The sequence below is a fragment of the Gallintestinimicrobium sp. genome, from assembly GCF_046968865.1.
Taxonomy (GTDB): Bacteria; Bacillota; Clostridia; order Lachnospirales; family Lachnospiraceae; genus Gallintestinimicrobium; species Gallintestinimicrobium propionicum.
The window spans coordinates 144345-163114 of sequence record NZ_JBKVPW010000003.1 but is presented as its reverse complement, the minus strand read 5'-3'; the positions used below and the strand labels follow the sequence as shown (position 1 = coordinate 163114).

The following is an 18770-nucleotide window of genomic DNA, read 5'->3' as shown; positions in this document are numbered from 1 at the left end:
TTTCTTTTTCTAATTTGCACGCCGACGCCTTTCCATCCGCTTATGCGTGTTGGTTCTTTAAGCGGCCAAGCCGCGCGGCAAGCCCTTTTCCGAACGCCAGCACATATTCCCGGATACGCGCTGGCATGCACTGTGGCTTTGCTTCCAGCTTAAAAAAATCGGAATACGGCACAATGTTTTCCCTGTTTGCGTCAAGCATCTCTTCGTAGGCTTTCAGCTCCGCTACCGTGGAATGGTTGGCATGAATGACGATCGTCGTCATTCCCTCCCGATCAGAAAATGCGTATTTCCGCAAAAAGGCAATCGGTAAAAAAGTCATCCCACTGCGCACATACGGCAAATCTCCAAACCCGTCCGTCACATGGGTAAACCCGAGTGCTTTGAGGGCACGCAGTGTCATTTTGTCAAAGGTATGGCCCGGCGCCATGAACAGCTTCGTCTCGATGCCGCGATCCAAGAGCTTTTTCTGTCCGCTTTCCAGAAGCCGGTACTGCTCCTCATAGCTTTTCCCCGCAAACTCCGACTGGGCATTCAACGGAAAGCTCCCGCCTCTTTTTGTTGTATACACATGATGGCAGCCGTGCATGGAAAGGGTCCAGCCTTTTTCCTGCAGCTCCTGCATTTTTTTCCAGAACGCTTCCCGTGCCGGATCCACCGACAGCTTCGGATCAAGATTGTCCGGTACAATGCCTAACAGCGGATAACATCCATAGCGTTCAAACAGCTGTTCAAAGGCTTCAAAGCTTTTCCAGTCCATATCCGGTGTAATATCATCCATTCGAAATGCGATTTTCATATTCTTTTCCTTTTCGCTGCTGCATGGCTTTATTCCAGGATCATTCCCGGCTCCAGCTCTATTTCCGACTCATAGTCTTCGACTAAAAGAGAGCCATCCAGCGTCCGTACGATCAGCTTTTTGTCAAAAATGTCGATGATCTCCCCTGGTGCATACATCGAGAAGTCCAACATCTCATCAAAGGGATGTGCGCTCCATACCGTGATCTTTTCGCCGTTGCAGAAGCAAAATGCTCCCGGGAACGGTCTTGTCACGCCCCGGATCAGGTTATACAGATTCCGGGTACGATCATGGAAATCCAGCTTTCCGTCCGCCGCCGTCCGCTTATTGTACCAGCTGTCGAAATCTCTGGACTCCCGGTGTACGCTGACGGTTCCCGCCTGATGTGCCGCGATCAGCTTAGCGATCAGGCGCTTGCTGACCAGCATGTTTTTATACTGCATCGTACGCACGGTATCATGAGGAGTGATGGCGCACATCTCGCTTGCAAAAACATTCGGGCTGTCCGCTTTTTCATCGTACTGGAACAGGTTCAGATTAAAACGCGTATCTCCGAGAATGATCGACCAGTTAAGCGGCGAGCGTCCCCGCCCAAAGGGCAGATATGCACAGTTCCCGTGGAAACCGAATACACCCTCCGAAAATCTGGAAAGCATGAAGCCGGGAAGCAATCTCTGCCAGCCCATGGAAATCCCCAGCTCGAAGGTATTTTCCGCGAAAAATTTCGTCGTCTCCTCATCCTTTAAACCGTAAGAATGTGTTTCGTAAACCGGAATCCCGTACTTGTCCTCCAACCAGGAAAGTCCCTCATAGCCGGACACCTGATTGCCCGAAAGCACATCGGGATGAATCGTCACAACCAGATCCACCGGACAAAGCTTTTCCTGAACAAAGCGGACGATCTCCGCAGTTGTATCTTTTACACCGAATATAACAACTCGATAATGCATATTCCCCTCCTGTTTTGCGCAATCCTTGCCTGCAGTGCGCGTCGTATGGTGGCTTTTTAACGAATAGGCAAGCCTATTCGTTAAAAAGCCGTCCAAACCAATTGGACGGCTTTTCGTTCTTTTATTTTACAGATTTTCTTTATACCAGTCAATGGCAAGGCGGATTCCCTTTTCAAAATCATAATCCGGATCGTAGTCAAGCAGCTCTCTTGCTTTGCTGATGTCCGCGTTGGAATCCCGGATATCTCCCTTTCTGGCAGGACCAAAGACCGGCTCAATCTTTTTGCCTAGGGCTTCGCAGAGTTCATAATATAAATCGATCAGATATACTCTGCCGCCGGAACCGATGTTGAACGCTTCTCCTGCTGCTTCGCTCGGAGCCAGGCAGGCTTTTAAGTTCGCTTCGATTACATTGTCGATATAAGTAAAGTCTCTGGACTGACGGCCGTCTCCGTTGATGGTCGGCGCTTCATCCTTTAACAGCAGCTTTAAAAACTTCGGAATAACAGCGGCATACATGCCTTCCGGGTTCTGACGGCGTCCAAATACGTTGAAATAGCGCATGCCGTAAGTATCCAGACCGTACAGCGTCTTATAAAGACGACCGAATTCCTCGTCTGTCTTCTTGGTCAGCGCGTAAGGGGAAAGAACATGGCCTTCAATGCCCTCTTTTTTGGGAAGTCCGGGATGATCGCCGTATACGGAAGAGCTGGACGCGTACACAAATTTCTTTACGCCGTTCTGTCTCGCTGCTTCCATCATGTTCAGCGTGCCGACGATGTTATTCTGCGCATAGAAAATCGGCATTTCGATGCTTCTGGGAACGCTGCCCCATGCCGCCTGATTCAGCACATAATCCACACCCTCGCAGGCTTTCATACAGGTATCCAGATCTTTGATGTCGCCTTTGATAAAGGTATAGTTCGGATTACCTTCAAACATCTCCACATGCTTCGGATTGCCTGTGGAAAGGTCGTCCAGACATCTTACCTTATAACCGAGGTTCAAGATCGCCTCGCACAGGTTGGAACCGATAAAACCGGCGCCGCCTGTTACCAGAAATACACTGTCCTTGTCAAATTTCAAATCCTTATATCCCATGGATTTCCTCTCATTTCTGCCGCAGCCGCGGCACTGTATTTTATTCATGACAATAGAATGCTCGCAGAGCGTGCATTCTATTATTTCGGATAAACGATCCGCGGATTGCGCCATGATCCGGAAGTATTTTTGTCCTTCTGCCCCTGATATCCGATCCAATCAGTTGAAGGAAGCGATATTGTTGCCCGAAATCTGACCCGCTGTTCCGTAGAGCAGGCAGGATGCAATGGTTTTCGCATACAGGCTTCTTCCTTTTTCATTTAAATGAATGCCGTCTTCCAGATATTCATCTGCATTATAGGCATCCACTCCGAGATTGTCGTAAGTATCCACGCACAGCGTTCCCTGACCGACTGCAACGTCACAGGCAATGCTCGCATAATTGTAGAGTGCCTTTTCTCCCATATTTTTAACCGGGATCGGAAAATAGGACGCATAGTTGGGAGATGTGATCAAAATCTGTGCCTGGGGGAAAACAGAACGAACTCCCTTTACGCCCTCGCTTAACGCCGTTCCAAAGCCCGTCCAGGGTCTGTCCGAGTTGTTGATCGGAGCCTGTGCCAAGAAGTCATTCATACCATAGGACAAAATTACCACATCGATCTGATCCTTGACATTCATCACAGCTTTGATGTCGTCATAGGCAGCCTTGCCCTGCAGCATCTCTACATCCGTATTTCCACGGAGAATAGAGATCATCTTTCCCAGGGAGCAGTCACTGGCAGGACCAAACTGGTATTCATTATCGTCCGGGCTGATGGTTGCGCGGGTGCCGCCGATGGCACCGTTATAGACCGTCGCATTTTTCCCTTTTTGAGCAAGACATGCTGTAAGACGTGCAGACACGCCGGTATCATCCCGATAATTGCCCCAGATGCTGTCTCCAAGCACCAGGATCTTCATTTCGTCCCCGGAATTATCTGTATTCTCTGCCTGCTGGGCTCCGGTCTGATCCGTCTGGTTTTCAGACACCATCTCCTGAGACTGATTTTCTGTCTCTGCAGCAGTCTGGGTCTCTTCTGTGCTCTGGGTCTCGGTAATGCCCAGCTGAGCCTTTAATTCTTCATTCTCCGCCGCAAGGGATTCCAGCTTGTTCTGATATTCCTTGATCTCTGCTGTATAATCTGTCGTCTGTCCGCATCCTGAAAGCATTGCTCCAATCAGCAGGGATGCTGTCAGAAGCAGACCGCATGATACTTTTGATAACCGTTTCATACATTCGTTCCTCCTCATGCCTGTTTCCATTAAGACAGCTTCAGTATATCCCCTTTGCAGCCAATCTGCAACGGACTTCATAGAATCTTAATCAATGTTTAAGTTCACCTGCGGTTTTCTGTGAGCAGATTTCATGCTCGCATGAAAATCTGCTTGCGGAAAGCTGCAGAGGGAGCGCCGTGATATGAGCAAAAGTGAGCTGCGCAGCAGCGGAAAGCAGCGCAGCTGCGATTTGCGACAATAGAATGTTAGCGAAGCGTACATTCTATTGTATTGCGAATGGCGCGGGTGAACTTACGGCAGTCGATGCGCGGTTTTTCCACCCGCCAGTTCGTACAAAAGCATCAGTCCGCTGACATAAAACAGCGGCAATCCATAGATCACATAGCGGGAAAGGCACATGATGATCATGGAGGTAGCAAATACGTTTGCTAACACAGCCAGCAGGGAAAATGCCGCCAGCCAGACCGCGTTGGAATTGTGATTTTTCCTCCATGCAAGGGCAGCCAGCACGATATAGGCGAGGTACGCCGTCAGCGCATACCAGTTTAGCAGCGGGTGTACGACTGCGATGGACCGGATCAGTCCGTAGCAGGCGAGCGCCAGATAGTCATACAGCCATCTGCCCAGAACTGCCGGAAGTAAGGATTTCACGATGGTTGCCGCAATCCGGTCGGATTCCACATTTTCAGGAATGTAGTCTATAAAGCCCTCCCTGTCATGCAGCTGTCTCCAGGGCTCTTCGATCATTTCAAACTTGATCGCGTCATGCCATTTTTCCAGATGTGCTGCCCGGTTGAAAAAGCCCTCCGGCGCATCCTGATACGTCGCACCCTGTTCTTTTGCAAGTCGATAGGAAAGCTCAAACATAACTCTTGCGTCCCGATCGACAATCCTTTCGGCATCCTCTTCGTCCGCCGCATACAGAATGTTTGCGAGCAGTCCGACGCTTCCAAACGTATTATTGATAAAATATCCGTTAAAAACAAGGTTGTAGCTTTTTACGAGAAGCGTCCTTGTACCAAACGCCAGCGCAGTGCACACGACACAAATCAACAGGCGTTTCGCCAGCTTCTTTTTTTCTACGATCACGACGGCCCCTGCAAACACCAGCCAGAGCAGGATCGTGAACATCATCTGTCCGCGTACCAGAGACAAAAATAAGGATAACAGCAGGGAGGATAAAGCTGCTCCCCTCTGTCTTGTATACACCATCTTCATGCACTGCGCCGTAAACAGATAAAACAGCGGCAGTCCCAGCGCTTCGCTGATGACGCCGTTCGACAAAACCAGTCCGCTCGCAGAAAATACCGGCGTGATAATGTGGGGCGCCAGTAAGATCAGGCACACCAGCGCTTCCATCCACTGCCCGAATGCAAATCGTTTTTTCAGGCTCTCCGCCAGCCAGATCACGGAAAACGCCGCCAGTCCGTTCTGCAGAAATCTCACAATATCAAGATACTTTGTCTCCCCAAACAGGCTGCGGAAAATCCACAAAAAGAAAGAGTACAGCGGCTCCCGGTGAATGTGCATCGCAATATACTGGTTGCTGTCATTATAGATCCCCGTTGTTCCAAGCAGCCACAGTGCTGCAAAAAACAGCACCGGAAGCAGCCAGGGAAACGGGAATTTTTTCCATTTTCGGATCATTTACACCTCTGATTATAATCTCCAGTACAGGCAGTCATCACGTGTCCATTCCTTGCGATTTAAGATGCCCTTGACATCTACAAGTACTTTTTTGCCGTTTGTCGGATTAAAGAAGTTTTCAATCGCTGCCTGATCCAATCCCTCAAATTCCTTATGGCATACGGCAATAACCAGCGCGTCCACATCTTTTACAGCACTCATATCCTGCAGCTCTACTCCATAGAGACGCTTCGCCTCTGCGCGGTCTGCGGTCTGATCCACCAGCACCGGCTCGATGCCGTACTCACGCAGCTCTTTTACAATATCGATAACCTTTGTATTTCTGGTATCCGGGCAGTTCTCCTTGAAGGTAAAGCCAAGGATTGCAACCTTCGCATGCTTTACCGCGATATCTGCGCGAATCAGGTTTTTCACAATGTTTTCTGCGACATATTTGCCCATGTCGTCGTTGATGCGGCGGCCGGACAGAATGATCTGGGAATGATAGCCCATCTGCTCTGCGCGGTAGGTCAGATAATACGGATCGACACCGATGCAGTGTCCGCCCACCAGACCGGGATAAAATTTCAGGAAATTCCATTTGGTTCCTGCTGCCTTTAATACGCTCTGCGTGTCGATGCCCATCTTGTTAAAGATAATAGAAAGTTCATTCATGAACGCAATATTGATATCCCTCTGGCTGTTCTCGATTACCTTTGCAGCCTCTGCGACCTGAATGGATTCTGCACGGTATACACCGGCTTCTACAACCAGCTCATAAACCTTTGCAACAGTATCCAGCGTTTCCTCATCCATACCGGAAACGATCTTTGTGATGGTTTCCAGACGGTGTACCTTGTCGCCAGGGTTGATCCGTTCAGGAGAATAACCGATCTTGAAATCCTTACCGCATACCAGTCCGGATTCCTTTTCCAGAATCGGCACACATACCTCTTCGGTTACGCCCGGATATACGGTAGACTCGAATACGACAACGCTGCCCTTTGTCAGGTTCCGTCCCAGAATCCGGCTTGCGCCCTCTACCGGGGTCAGATCCGGCGTATGGTCATCGTTTACAGGAGTAGGAACTGCTACGATATGGAATTTTGCTTCCCGCAGCTTTGTCTCATCTGCAGTGAACTCCACTTCCGTCTGGCGGATCACATCATCCCCAACCTCGTTGGTCGGATCAATGCCGGACTGATACAGTTTGATCTTTTCTGCGTTTAAGTCGTAGCCGATTACCTTGATCTTTCTGGCGAATGCGACTGCGATCGGCATACCCACATAACCAAGACCTACCAGCGACAGTTTTTCCTCGCCTGCCAAAATCTTTTCATATAAATCCATTTTCATATCCTCGCTTTCCTGCGCTTTTCTATATGGTTTTTCTTTTTTAACATCTGGTTGCCCCAATCAGGCTCCCCAGCGTTTCGAGATACGCTGTTACGACCTGTCTGCGGTCAAAATGCGCCTCCACATAGGCTCTCGCCTGACGTCCCATTTCGGCCCGTTCCTCCGGAGCCAGCAAAAGGAATCTCTCGATGGTCTCTGTCAGGCTGTCTGCATTCTTGGGTAAAAATGCAAGCCCCGAAACACCGTTTTCAAAAATCTCCCGGCAGCCGTTTATATCGCTGGCAATCACTGGTCTTGCGGTCGCTGCCGCCTCCTGCAGGACATTCGACATGCCCTCGTGATAGGACGGATGGATTACCGCCTGACAATGCCGGTAAAACTCCGGCATATCGTCCCGGTAACCATAATAACGCATAATCCCTTTGGATTGCAAGTCCTCAATCATCGGCTCATAGCGCGCCTGCGTTTCTTCCTCGTAGGCGCCCAGCAGCTCGAACACCGTTTCCGGGTGCTTTTCATGGATCCGTCTTGCCGCTTCCAGCAGCTCCTCGATTCCCTTATCCTTCATGATTCGCATAACCGATACAAAGCGAACGGTATCTTCCTTCGGATAGGGCATCGGCGGATGCTCCTCCAGGTTGACACCGGAGCCGGAGATCACCCGGGTTTTCGTCCTTTTTTTCAGACAGCCCTTCTGCCGCATGAACGCCAGATTCTGCTCATTCTGGAAAAAGACGCAGCCCGCGCCGGACATTCCTGTCCGATACAGTAAAACGATCAGCTTCTGTAACGGTCCATCATGCTCCAGTGTCGTTCCAAGGCCTGTAATGTTGACCAGATAAGGTACCTTTGCAAGCCGACACGCCACACCGCCATAAATATTCGGTTTAATCGTATAGGTCAGCACCGCCGCCGGATGGATGGTCTTTAACAGCTTTCTGTAAAACAAAAGCAGCTTTCCGTCCTTCAACGGATTCATACCGCGGCGCTCCATCACCGTCTCATGACAGATACAGCCCAGTTTTTTGATTTTTTCCAAATACCCGGTATCCGGCACCGACACATGGACCTCATAGCCCTCCTGCATCAGCGCCATCAGCACTTCTTTTCGGAAATCATACAGCCCGGAATCGCTGTTTCCAAGCACCAGTACGCTTTGTTTCATCCTTCCTCGTTTCTGCTGCAGCTTTTTGTCAGCGAACCATAATCTCATTGTATTTCATCATGATCTTCCCAACCGGATAATTTCCGATTTCCGGAACATTTGTCTGTCCTTCCAGATTTCTGACTATCATTTCCGGCACGCGCACGCCGCAGGCCCATGCATGGGGATAACCACCGCCAAATCTCGGATTAACCTCGGAAATGTACCATTTTCCGTCGATTTCAAACAGATCGATATCGATAATACCGCGAAAGCCCATTTTCTTTACAAAATCTGTAATCAGGGCGAACAGCTTTTCCTCCTGGAAGGATTCCGCCTTATCGGTTTCTCCTGCACGCATTTTCAACTTTTTCTTAACGAAAATAGAAACCACTTCGCCGCTGAGCATGTCGATGTAGACGTCTGCACCGTATTCCTGTCCGTTCATGAACTCCTGAATCATCAGTCCGTCCTCACGGCTACAGAGAAATTCCACTGTCTCCTGATCCTGAGCCATATGAATGTCCAGACTCGCGCTTCCGCTTTCCGGCTTGACAAAAACCGGATAGGTCAGCTCGCCGTTTTCCACCGCATGATAGAATTCCTTCCGATCCAGAAAGCAGCGTCCCGTCGCAAAGCCAAGTGCTTTGCAGGCTTCATACATCGCATATTTATGGAAGCAGATATCCACCTGCTTTGCGTCCGGCACGATGGGCACGGTTCCGACCTCCAGAAAACGCTCCTTATTGTCTGCAAGAAGAGACAGCTCCGGGTCGATCAGGGAAAGTACGCCCGTGATCTGTTTTTCCCGGCAGATCTCAAGAATTTTGTCCAGATAACCGGGCTCTGTGATCCTGGGCACCAGCACATATTCGTCCGCTTCATAAATGGCGGGTGCGTAGGGGCTGCAGTCCGTTGCGATTACCTTTCCTTTTCCGGCAAGGGCTTCTTTAAAATACTGCACGACCTTGTCTCTCGTGCCGGCGCTTAAAATCAGGATATTGATCATACGAATCCTCTTTCCGAGCAGATTATGCTCTGTCTTCTTCAGGCCTCCAGCCTTCCGGTTCTGTCAAGCCGCTCCTGCCTGATCCTGGCAAAATTGCCCTCCGCCTGGCTGGTATCCTCTGCGACGTCCGAGCGGTCGAAGACTACCTTGACGGTCAAAAATAAAACCTTCAAATCCATTTGGAAGGAAAGTCCCTTTACATACTCCACGTCCTTCGCAAGCCGTCTGTCCCAGTCCAGAAAATTTCGTCCCGACACCTGTGCAAGACCTGTCAGGCCGGGACGCACTGTATGGCGCAGAGCCTCTGTTTCCGTATAATACGGCAGATACGAAACCAGGAGCGGACGCGGACCGATAAAGCTCATGTCCCCTTTTAAAATGTTGAAAAACTCCGGCAGCTCGTCCAGACTCGTTGCCCGCAGAAGCTTTCCGAATTTGGTAAGCCTGTCCTTATCCGGCAGAAGATTTCCCTCTGCGTCGCGTTTGTCCGTCATCGTGCGGAATTTATACATTGTGAAAATTTTCTCATGCAGTCCCGGGCGCTCCTGCTGAAAGAAAATCGGACTGCCCAGCTTGCTGCGCACCAGAATACACAGCACCAGAAGAAGTGGGCTCAGCACTATGAGGATCGTCAGCGACAGCAGGATATCCAGCAGCCGTTTCATATACTTTGCATACATATTCTTTTCCTATTTTTCAAATACCTTACGGATAAGGGAGATAATCAGCTTCATATCCTCCGGTGTATTTTTGATATCGCTGGGCAGGCAGACACCGCGATTGAAAATATCCTCCGAAACGCTCCTGCCTTCCTTAACCTGAATGAAATCGCAGTCTGCAAAAACAGGCTGTAAATGCATCGGCTTCCAGATCGGGCGCGTCTCGATATTGTACTCTGCCAGGGCATCCATCACCTGATCGGGCGTCACGCTGCAGTCCGGTGCGATCGTCATGCAGGACAACCAGTTGTTTGCGTCTCCGTCTGGATTCATCGGATTCATCGTGATCGCTTCGATATCCGCAAACGCCTCTTTATACTGTCTGTAAATCTCATTTTTCCGGGCTTTATGCTCTTCCAGATGCAACAGCTGTCCTCTTCCGATTCCGGCTACCACGTTAGACATCCGGTAGTTATAGCCAATGGTGGAATGCTGATAATAACGGGCGGGATCCCTTGCCTGAGTCGCCAGAAAGCGGGCACGCTTAATCTTTGCTTCGTCGCTGCACAGCAGCATACCGCCGCCGGAGGAGGTGATGATTTTGTTGCCGTTAAAAGAAAGAATGCCATAATCTCCAAAGGTTCCAAGCTTCTGCCCTTTAAAGGAGCTTCCCAGCGCTTCCGCAGCATCCTCGATCAGCGGAACCTGATGCTTTTTGCAGATATCGCGGATGCGGTCGATCTTAGAAGGTGTTCCGTACAGATGCACAGCGATGACAGCTGCCGGATGCGGATATTTTTCAAAGGCTTTTTCCAAAGCGACAGGATCCATATTCCAGGTGTCGGGTTCTGAATCGATAAAGACAGGCTTTGCCTTTTCATAGCAGGCAGGATTTACGCTTGCAGCAAACGTCAGGGACTGTGCAAACACAACATCCCCTTCTTTTACGCCCGCCAGGATCACTGCCAGATGGATCGCTGCGGTTCCTGCAGACAGAGCCGCCGCATAACCGCCGCCAATATAGTCTCCCATCTCCTTTTCAAAGGCATCCACGTTGGGACCAAGGGGTGCTACCCAGTTCGTATCAAATGCACTCTGTACAAAGGCCTGCTCTTCTCCGTGCATTGTGGGGGAGGACAGATAAATCCGTTTTCTTTCCATCTCGTTACCTCTTTCTTATTTCAGGCTTATTTTTCTTCCAAAAGCTCCAGCATACCCGCCGCCGGGTGCATGAGAAATACTACTCTGCGTCCGCCGATGGCCGGAGCAGGCGTTGGTTCATCGATTCGAATGTAGCCGTTTCCTTCCAGCTCTGCCAGCTCTTTTTCAAAATTCTCTGCTTCGTAGCAAAGATGATAGGGTGCATTTTTGTAGGTCCTGATCAGCCCGGAAACCACGGAATCCGGCGCATAGGGGCTCACCAGCTCGATCCGGTAGCCGTCCTTTTGCAAAAACAGGATGTCCACCTTGCGGATTTCGTCATGCGTCCATTCGCCCTCTGCAATATATCCAAGCGCTTCAAATGCCGCCTGTGCTTTCGGACCTTTTTTTACCAGATACCCAATATGATGTATGTTCATCGCTTCTCCTGATAATGATACGTCGGCACGACCTCATGAATCAGCGGCCGGATATCTTTATTTTCTTCTTTAGATGCCTCTTCCAGCTGCTTTAACTGCTGAAAGAACAGCCGCTCGTCCAGCTCGATCGGTCTGCCGATATGAATCAGCTTATTGTCCGTATCCTGCAGTCCTTCTTCCTTCATCAGAAGCTCTTCATAAAGCTTCTCTCCCGGGCGCAGACCGGTAAAGACGATTTTGATATCTTCACCGACACGATAACCGGACAGACGGATCAGGTTCTTTGCAAGATCCAGGATTTTGACCGGCTCGCCCATATCCAGAACGAAAATTTCTCCGCCCTTTGCATAGGCGCCCGCCTGCAGCACCAGAGACACTGCCTCCGGAATGGTCATGAAATACCGGATGATGTCGGGATGCGTAACTGTTACCGGACCTCCTGCCGCAATCTGTTTTTTAAACAGCGGAATAACGCTTCCGTTAGAGCCAAGCACGTTGCCGAAACGAACTGCTACAAACTCCGTCTCATAATGGCGGTTGAACGTCTGCACGATCATCTCGCAGATTCGCTTGCTCGCACCCATGATATTCGTCGGGTTCACCGCCTTGTCTGTCGAAATCATGACGAACTTTTTCGTGTGGTTCTGTGCCGCCGCCATAGCGGTTTTCCAGGTGCCGAATACATTGTTTTTGACCGCCTCGTTGGGGCTGTCCTCCATCAGCGGCACATGCTTATGCGCTGCTGCATGGTACACAATATCGGGATGATACGTTTCAAACACATAGTTGATCCGGCTCGTGTTGCGCACGCTGCCGATCAGAACCACCAGATTCAGCTCCGGATACTTTTCCTTCAATTCCTGCTGCAGATCGTAGGCATTGTTTTCATAAATATCAAACACGATCAGCTGCGCAGGCTTGTGACCGGCAATCTGACGGCACAGCTCGCTTCCGATGGAACCGCCGCCGCCTGTAACGAGCACAACCTTATTCTGCACATATCCCAGAATGGAATCGATATCCACGCGGATCGGTTCCCTGCCCAGCAGGTCTTCGACCTCGACGTCCCGCAGCTTGCTGACGTTGACTTCGCCGTTTACGAGCTGATACAGTCCGGGAAGGCTGCGCAGCTTGCAGTTTGTCTCTTTACAGATTTCCAGGATATCCTTAATCTGCGCCGGAGACGCAGAGGGGATCGCCAGGAAAATTTCATCAATATCGTATAAATCTGCGGACTCTATGATCTTGTCGCGGCCTCCGACCACCTTGATGCCCTGAATGAAGCGTCCCCATTTATTTTTATCGTCATCGATAATACAACGAATCACCATTGTAGAGAAGTTGCTGGAAACGATTTCTTTGATGATCGTATTGCCCGCCTCGCCGGCACCGATGATCATGACAGAAATGCTGTTTTTGCGGTTCTGCAGCTTGTGCTTGCGGCTGCGGAAAAAACGGTAGGAAAAACGGCTGGCAAACAAAAAGGTCAGCAGGAAGAAGAAATACAGAAAATAATAGCTGTCCGGAACTGCTTTTCCCTCCATTCGGAACAGGTTGATCCCTGCGCCGTTAACCGCACTCGTCACAAGACATGCCATCACAAGGTTTTGAAGCTCTGTCTCGCCTGCAAATGCCCACAGGCTGTGATAGAGACGGAACAGATAAAATACGAACAGTGCGATGACAATCCCAATGGGCAAAAAGTGGCGGATCGGCAGCAAAAACGCTGCCGGTACTGTACTCACGTCAAAATCATACCGGATCAGGATCGCCAGATAGCTGGCGGCGATTACACTGATAATATCGTATACAATTAACGCTGTCCTGCGATAAAACAGCTGATAATTAAAGGGTTTTTTCTTTTTGCCTTGCATTTCTTTCTTCCTCATTTATCGTGATATCCCGTCAGGCGGCATGTCTGCGGGGGGAAAAGCTCATCAGGGGTGCAAGCAGCGCCATCGCGGAAAATCCGAGCGGATTGCAGGGATGGAACAGCCATTCCACCAGCCCCGCGACGCAAAAGCCGAGCATGACAGCCAGCGGCAGTACAGCATATGCATCCTCCCGAATCTTTTTAATCGCATATGCAAACATCAGGCAGATGCTTCCGGCTCCGAAGCACAGGAAGTAAATGCCGACGATCAGTCCGTGATCATGGATGACCTGCAGATAGGTGTTATGGGCATGGACGCTAATGGAGCCATCCGGCAGCAAAACGCCCATTTCCGTATGTCCCGTCGCATTCCAGTTGTCCATATACGACCGGAAAATTTCCAGACGTCCGTTGGAGAAATCCTCTGCGTCCGACATGCCTGCCTCATCCTGCGCAGACGCTACCAGCACGTCATTTTTTACAGAAGGCTTACCGGTCACTGCATTGCAGAAAAGTTCTGTCTGTTCCGTCAGCTCGGAAGCATCCGAAAGGAGCTTATTTTCTATGACATATTTGAAATAGGAAACCGACATATAGGCGTCAGAATCCTTCGGATCGTCCTTGTGAATCGCGGATGCGGAATCCTCAATCTCATACAGATACGGATCGTTATAGAGTGCCGGAAGCAGCCGGATGCCGGAATAGGTCATCGGCAGACAGATCACAAACGCTACAATCATATAGACAAGCGCCCGGAAAATTTCCCGGATTTTCTGTCTGTATACAAACACCGGCACAAAAATCAGCAGCACTGCGGTCATTACCAGCACCGCCAGATAGCCGGTTCTCGACAGCGTTAAAAACAGCAGCGAAACTGCGATTCCGTACAGCAAAAACGTTCCCCACAAATCCGCGGGGCAGCTGTTTTTCGCATCCTTTTTGCGGAGCGGCTTATGCTTCATCCCTTTGGCATTTTTTGTGCTGTTTTGGGGCATGCCCTCCGACAGTTTGACGAACAGCCGCACCGTCAGCACGCAGAGCACCAACGTCAGATAAGTTGCTGTAATCGTTACAGTGTGAAAAACAAAATTATATCTCGAATACACCCACGCACGGAACGGTCTTCTCGCAAATGCGAACACGACTGCCAGCGCAAAGTTTAACATCACGCCATTGCAGAAGTTATTCAACAGGTGTTTCTTTTTGTTCCAGCCCAGATAAAAAACATAGTAAAGTGCAAATACGACCGCCAGATAAATCGGCCAGAGGCGCGTATTTCTGAAAATCACCAAAAGCGCCATAAATCCAAACAACACTGCCGTATAAATGCGGTTGACACTGCCCTCGACCAGCTTTTTGGCGCGGATTCGTGCTGCCAGCTCTGCCAGAATCAGAGCGAAGAAAAAGACGATCAGCGCTTCCAGAAAAATCTGTTTGCCAAGCAGCGCGTTGGTCTGCAGGGCTTCCTTCTGCGTCAGCGATTGCACTACATACCAGATTCCACCGGCGATCAGGCCGATCAGTGCCCGCCGTCCGCCCTTTTTGGAAAACAGAACTGCAGGAGATACCATCGTCAGAATCAGAAACGCCGCCCACGAAAGCACTTCCCGATACGCGAGGTTCTGTTGGTTTTGGTACAGCGCGTTCATATAATGAATGCCGCCCAGCAAAACACCGGCAAACGCCGCCGCCTGCAGCCAGTCCATCCCCTGCTCTGTCAGCATTTCTTCAAACGGTGGATGGTATTTGCTGCCACGCCGCGAAAAAAGCACCCAGGCAGAAAATGCAAAAAACAGAGCGATTCCAAGTCCGTACACGATCAGGTCGTCCGGTTTGCCTCCAAATGCCCTGCGCCCATAGACCTCCCAGAGCAAAACTGCCGTGCCCACAGTAATCAAAGGTCCGGCTGTCACCCAGTGGACAAAGCGCCATGTGATTTTATTGTTGAGTTTTGGCTGTTTCGGACTCAGATATACCGCAGCAAGGATAAAAGCTGCCGCTGCAACGCACAGTATTGTCTTTAAAATCATCATCACTGCCGCGGACGGCTTGTCGGTGTAGACCAGACGCATGACAATATTCTGTGTCTCCATCTGAGTCGAAGTGCTGTCTGCGAGGACATAATAGCTGCCAAAGCAGGTCAGCCCCGTTTCCCCTGTATTTTCATAAGAAAGCTCCAGCGGCTCCGACTTACCCTGCAGCTGCCAGACATAAGCCGTCCCCCTCGTCGTATCGATTCCCAGCGGAATCCGCACAAAGCCGGGCACTTCGTCCGCTTTGAGTTCAAAATCCCGGTTAATCAGCATTTCGTTATTTTCATCGTAAACGAGCAGATGATAATACTCCCCGGGAGATTTTGGAGATGTCACATACAGCTCCAGATACCGTAAATAATCGCCCTCCGCAATCAGCACCTGCTGAACCTGCTGATCCTCCCGCACCTCCACGGTTCCGACCGGATTTTCTGCACCCGCCAGAAGCCTGTCTTTTTCCAGCAGTTTTCCCGGTCCCAGCAAAAAAAGAACCGCTGCCAGATAAAACAGAACGATATAAATAATTGCCTGATATGCTTTAATCTTTCGATTCATGAAAAGCCTTTCCGAAAAGGGAACCATCCGGCAGATTCCCGGCAGCCTGTTTATCTGCTTTTACGCAGGATTTCCCACTTTTCCCATTATCTTTAGAAGTATAACACACTCCGACACAGATTGACAAGTAAAGGGGCAGGGCGAACCAGAAAATCAGGACGTAACGTACCAGATAGGTCGGTCCTAACAACACCGTCAGAAGATTCAGGCAGACCGGTGAAAATACCGCCGCCTTCCTCCAGTTTCCGGACGCGATCAAAAACAGTGTGCCAAGCACGTAACACCAGCACAGCGCTCCCGGCGAAAAGGGAAGGGAAACGACCGGTATTTTGTGCACTGTATCCGTCCAGGAAAGGCTTTCATACCAATGCTCCAGCCACGGCAGTTTGGAATCCCGCCGTCCGGGTCCTTCCGTTTCACAGGAAAAATAAGAGCTGCTTTCGTAGCATCTTGTGCCATTGTATACATCAATATCCGCGCCCGGATACCAGAAGCCATAGGAGGTCAAAAGCCAGGCGTTTAAGTACGTTGCCGGTGCTTTTATCCCGATCCTTGTCCACAGCTTTGCATATTTTGCAGGATCCTTTTTAAAATTTTCCGTCACAAATCCCGCCTTTACCAGATCGGAAAGCTTCGGCTGATACAGCTGCAGGGATTCCTCCGGTAAAATTTCAAACAGCGTTTCCTGATCTTCCTCCAAAAACAGCTCCGGGCTGTAGTTCCACGTCCGCGCAAGCTGCTGAATCGGCACGGTCAGGCTTTCCATCGCATTCGTGCTCTCCGGCTTCAGGACAATGTTTAAGCCACTCTGTAAAAGAACATACGCCCCCAAAACAACGCCTGCCAAAAGCACTGCCTTTTTCCGGCTGCTTTTCTGTACCAGAAAAAACAGGATCGGTAGAAACAATACAAGGACGATCACTCCATTGCTGCGGAAAACTGCCATGACCAGCAGGGCGAATGCGAGTGCCGGGAGGGATGCGGTGCTTAAGGGAAAATGACCGGCTTTGGGCATTTCGGCGTCTGCTACAACTTTTGACCGAGCGGCGCTGGCTGTCGATGATACCACGTCCGCGTGCGCAACAGCAACTTCAGCTTCTCCCCTCCTGCTGCATCCGCCACGCTGCATCCTGCACAGCAGCACCAGCACTGCCAGCATTCCTGCCGTATATGGCGTGTCCTTGCTCGTGCACAGCACATACATCGGGACGACCGGGAACAGTCCGTAGAACAACAGCCCGCAGACTCGTCCTGCCCTGGTTCGAAGCTGCTGTATGGTCCAGCCAAGCAGCATCGCCATTATCGCCATTTGTGCAAGAACATAAACGCCGATCCCGCTATTATAGCTGCCCGTCAGCTTCTGAATGCCGCTTACCGTTTTTCCAAGCATCAGTACATGTAAAAGGGGATGTCTTGTCACATACTGTCCGGTCAGCACCTCCTGCAGCTCTTCCGTCGCATCATAGGCAAAAAAGCCTGGATAGACCGCAAGGAATACCGGCAGCCAGCATAGGAACAGGATGATGGCATAGCGGAGGATCGGACTTTGGAACAGCTTCTTCCAGCCCCGCTGCAGTTGCTGCCCGGCATCCGGCGCTTTTTTGTTGCTGTGGGATACCTGCCTATCGCCTGGCGCCTCTATGCCGGTCAGCTTTTCCACCACCAGATAAAACACCGGTGTCAGCACACAGGCCGTCAGAAATGGGATCAGCCAGCTGTACAAATCCGTTACTGCTACGTTTCCGTTTCGATCCAGCTGACTGCCCCAGTTTGCGCCAAATCCGCAAAAGAAAGCCCCTGCTGCGCTGCAAATAAGCGTGCGATATTTAATTTTCCGCTTCCTCTTCTTCTCCACCAACGATCTCCCTTACCACAAACTGCGGCGCATGATTGAGACAGATGTACATTCTTCCGACATATTCCCCGATCAACCCCAACATCAGCATCAGCATTCCGCCGATAAACATGATCGACGCCATCAGCGCTGAAAATCCAACCGGAACACCCGGAAGCACCAGTTTTTTAATAATCGTATAAATTCCGTACAAAAATCCCAGTCCGGCACAGCCCACACCCGCCATCGTTGCGATCCGGAGGGGCTTTTCTGAAAACGCTGTAAATCCGTTAAACCACAGCGCCAACAGCTTTCCAAAGGTGTAGCCGGATTCGCCGACCATTCGATCCCGATGTTCTACCGTCACGTTGACAATATTTCTGGTTGCACGAAGCACCAGTCCAATGACATAAGGGAACGCATTTTCATATTTCAGCATCTCTTCCAGTACAAAGCGTCTTGCGGCAAAATAGCTGGAAATAAACAGATCCTTTGGTTTGTTCAGCATAAAGCAGAGCATCCAGTCGTTGACCCTGCTTCCGAAATTCCGAAATGCGCTGTGATGCTTGTGCTCATATTTTGCATATGCAACGTCTGCGCCGTTTTCCAGCGCAGCCAGAAGCTTGCCGACTTCGTTTGCAGGCGTCTGACCGTCATCATCCAGACAAACCAGGATGTCGCCCTTTACCTGATGAAATCCCGCCATCAGTGCCGCATGCTGTCCAAAATTTCGCGCCAGATTTATCCCCTTGATCCGTTTATCCTTGCCGCACAGCTCGCGGATTTTTCCAAAGGTATCGTCCGGCGAGCAATCGTTGACCAGAATGATCTCATACTCATACCGCTCCAGCCCCCCCATCGCTGCTTCGATTTCGTCCACCACACTGCCGATCGTTTCCGCTGACCGGTAGCACGGGATTACAAAGCTGACTAACTGTTTCTTCATACTTTCCTCTCATTTCTGCGCACGCTTTTTGCGCATACCGAGTTTGTGTCAAGTGCATGCAGACACAAATCTCGTGATTGAAAAATTTTA

15 protein-coding genes are annotated in these 18770 nt (G+C 50.3%); all 15 read right to left on the bottom strand.

The genetic code is table 11. The features are described from left to right. Positions 1–40 precede the first annotated feature (40 nt). The gene (locus tag ACLTOQ_RS04215; RefSeq protein ID WP_118762604.1) at positions 41–796 is read right to left on the bottom strand and encodes a DUF2334 domain-containing protein; all 756 of its coding nucleotides are present in this window, start codon (positions 794–796) and stop codon (positions 41–43) included. 29 nt (positions 797–825) lie between these two features. Then, positions 826–1746 carry a methionyl-tRNA formyltransferase gene (locus ACLTOQ_RS04210; protein ID WP_412318813.1) on the bottom strand — a complete coding sequence of 307 codons (921 nt, stop codon included), beginning with the start codon at positions 1744–1746 and terminating at the stop codon, positions 826–828. A 126-nt stretch (positions 1747–1872) separates the two neighbouring features. After that, positions 1873–2847 (bottom strand): SDR family oxidoreductase, encoded by a 975-nt coding sequence (locus tag ACLTOQ_RS04205; RefSeq protein ID WP_118762606.1) that lies wholly within the window; start codon positions 2845–2847, stop codon positions 1873–1875. Between the two features lie 159 nt (positions 2848–3006). Continuing rightward, positions 3007–4062, bottom strand: coding sequence for an SGNH/GDSL hydrolase family protein (locus tag ACLTOQ_RS04200; RefSeq protein WP_308727660.1), 1056 nt, complete (start codon positions 4060–4062; stop codon positions 3007–3009). A gap of 294 nt (positions 4063–4356) precedes the next feature. Then, the gene (locus ACLTOQ_RS04195) at positions 4357–5712 is read right to left on the bottom strand and encodes a hypothetical protein (RefSeq protein WP_118762608.1); all 1356 of its coding nucleotides are present in this window, start codon (positions 5710–5712) and stop codon (positions 4357–4359) included. Between the two features lie 12 nt (positions 5713–5724). Beyond that, a complete protein-coding gene (locus tag ACLTOQ_RS04190; RefSeq protein ID WP_118762647.1) occupies positions 5725–7041 on the bottom strand; it encodes a nucleotide sugar dehydrogenase in 1317 nt (438 codons plus the stop codon). 46 nt (positions 7042–7087) lie between these two features. Then, entirely contained in the window at positions 7088–8212 is a 1125-nt protein-coding gene (locus ACLTOQ_RS04185) for a glycosyltransferase family 4 protein (RefSeq protein ID WP_308727658.1), read from the bottom strand. A gap of 28 nt (positions 8213–8240) precedes the next feature. After that, on the bottom strand, positions 8241–9200 hold the full coding sequence (locus tag ACLTOQ_RS04180) for an ATP-grasp domain-containing protein (RefSeq protein ID WP_118762610.1): 960 nt from the start codon (positions 9198–9200) through the stop codon (positions 8241–8243). Positions 9201–9238: 38 nt separating this feature from the next. Then, complete coding sequence (locus tag ACLTOQ_RS04175; protein WP_118495803.1) at positions 9239–9880, bottom strand: sugar transferase; 642 nt, start codon at positions 9878–9880, stop codon at positions 9239–9241. A 9-nt stretch (positions 9881–9889) separates the two neighbouring features. Continuing rightward, on the bottom strand, positions 9890–11020 hold the full coding sequence (locus ACLTOQ_RS04170) for an aminotransferase class I/II-fold pyridoxal phosphate-dependent enzyme (RefSeq protein ID WP_118762611.1): 1131 nt from the start codon (positions 11018–11020) through the stop codon (positions 9890–9892). A 26-nt stretch (positions 11021–11046) separates the two neighbouring features. Further along, positions 11047–11439, bottom strand: a complete 393-nt coding sequence (locus tag ACLTOQ_RS04165; protein WP_021914974.1) for a VOC family protein — start codon at positions 11437–11439, stop codon at positions 11047–11049. Beyond that, complete coding sequence (locus ACLTOQ_RS04160; protein ID WP_262584970.1) at positions 11436–13328, bottom strand: polysaccharide biosynthesis protein; 1893 nt, start codon at positions 13326–13328, stop codon at positions 11436–11438. Before ACLTOQ_RS04160 ends, ACLTOQ_RS04165 begins: the two co-directional genes overlap by 4 nt. A gap of 16 nt (positions 13329–13344) precedes the next feature. Further along, positions 13345–15900: a hypothetical protein gene (locus ACLTOQ_RS04155; protein ID WP_412318811.1), complete on the bottom strand. Its 2556-nt coding sequence runs from the start codon at positions 15898–15900 to the stop codon at positions 13345–13347. Then, complete coding sequence (locus ACLTOQ_RS04150; protein WP_412318810.1) at positions 15884–17755, bottom strand: DUF6020 family protein; 1872 nt, start codon at positions 17753–17755, stop codon at positions 15884–15886. The genes ACLTOQ_RS04155 and ACLTOQ_RS04150 overlap by 17 nt, the downstream gene beginning before the upstream one ends. Beyond that, entirely contained in the window at positions 17727–18680 is a 954-nt protein-coding gene (locus ACLTOQ_RS04145) for a glycosyltransferase family 2 protein (RefSeq protein WP_412318809.1), read from the bottom strand. Before ACLTOQ_RS04145 ends, ACLTOQ_RS04150 begins: the two co-directional genes overlap by 29 nt. Positions 18681–18770: the final 90 nt, after the last annotated feature.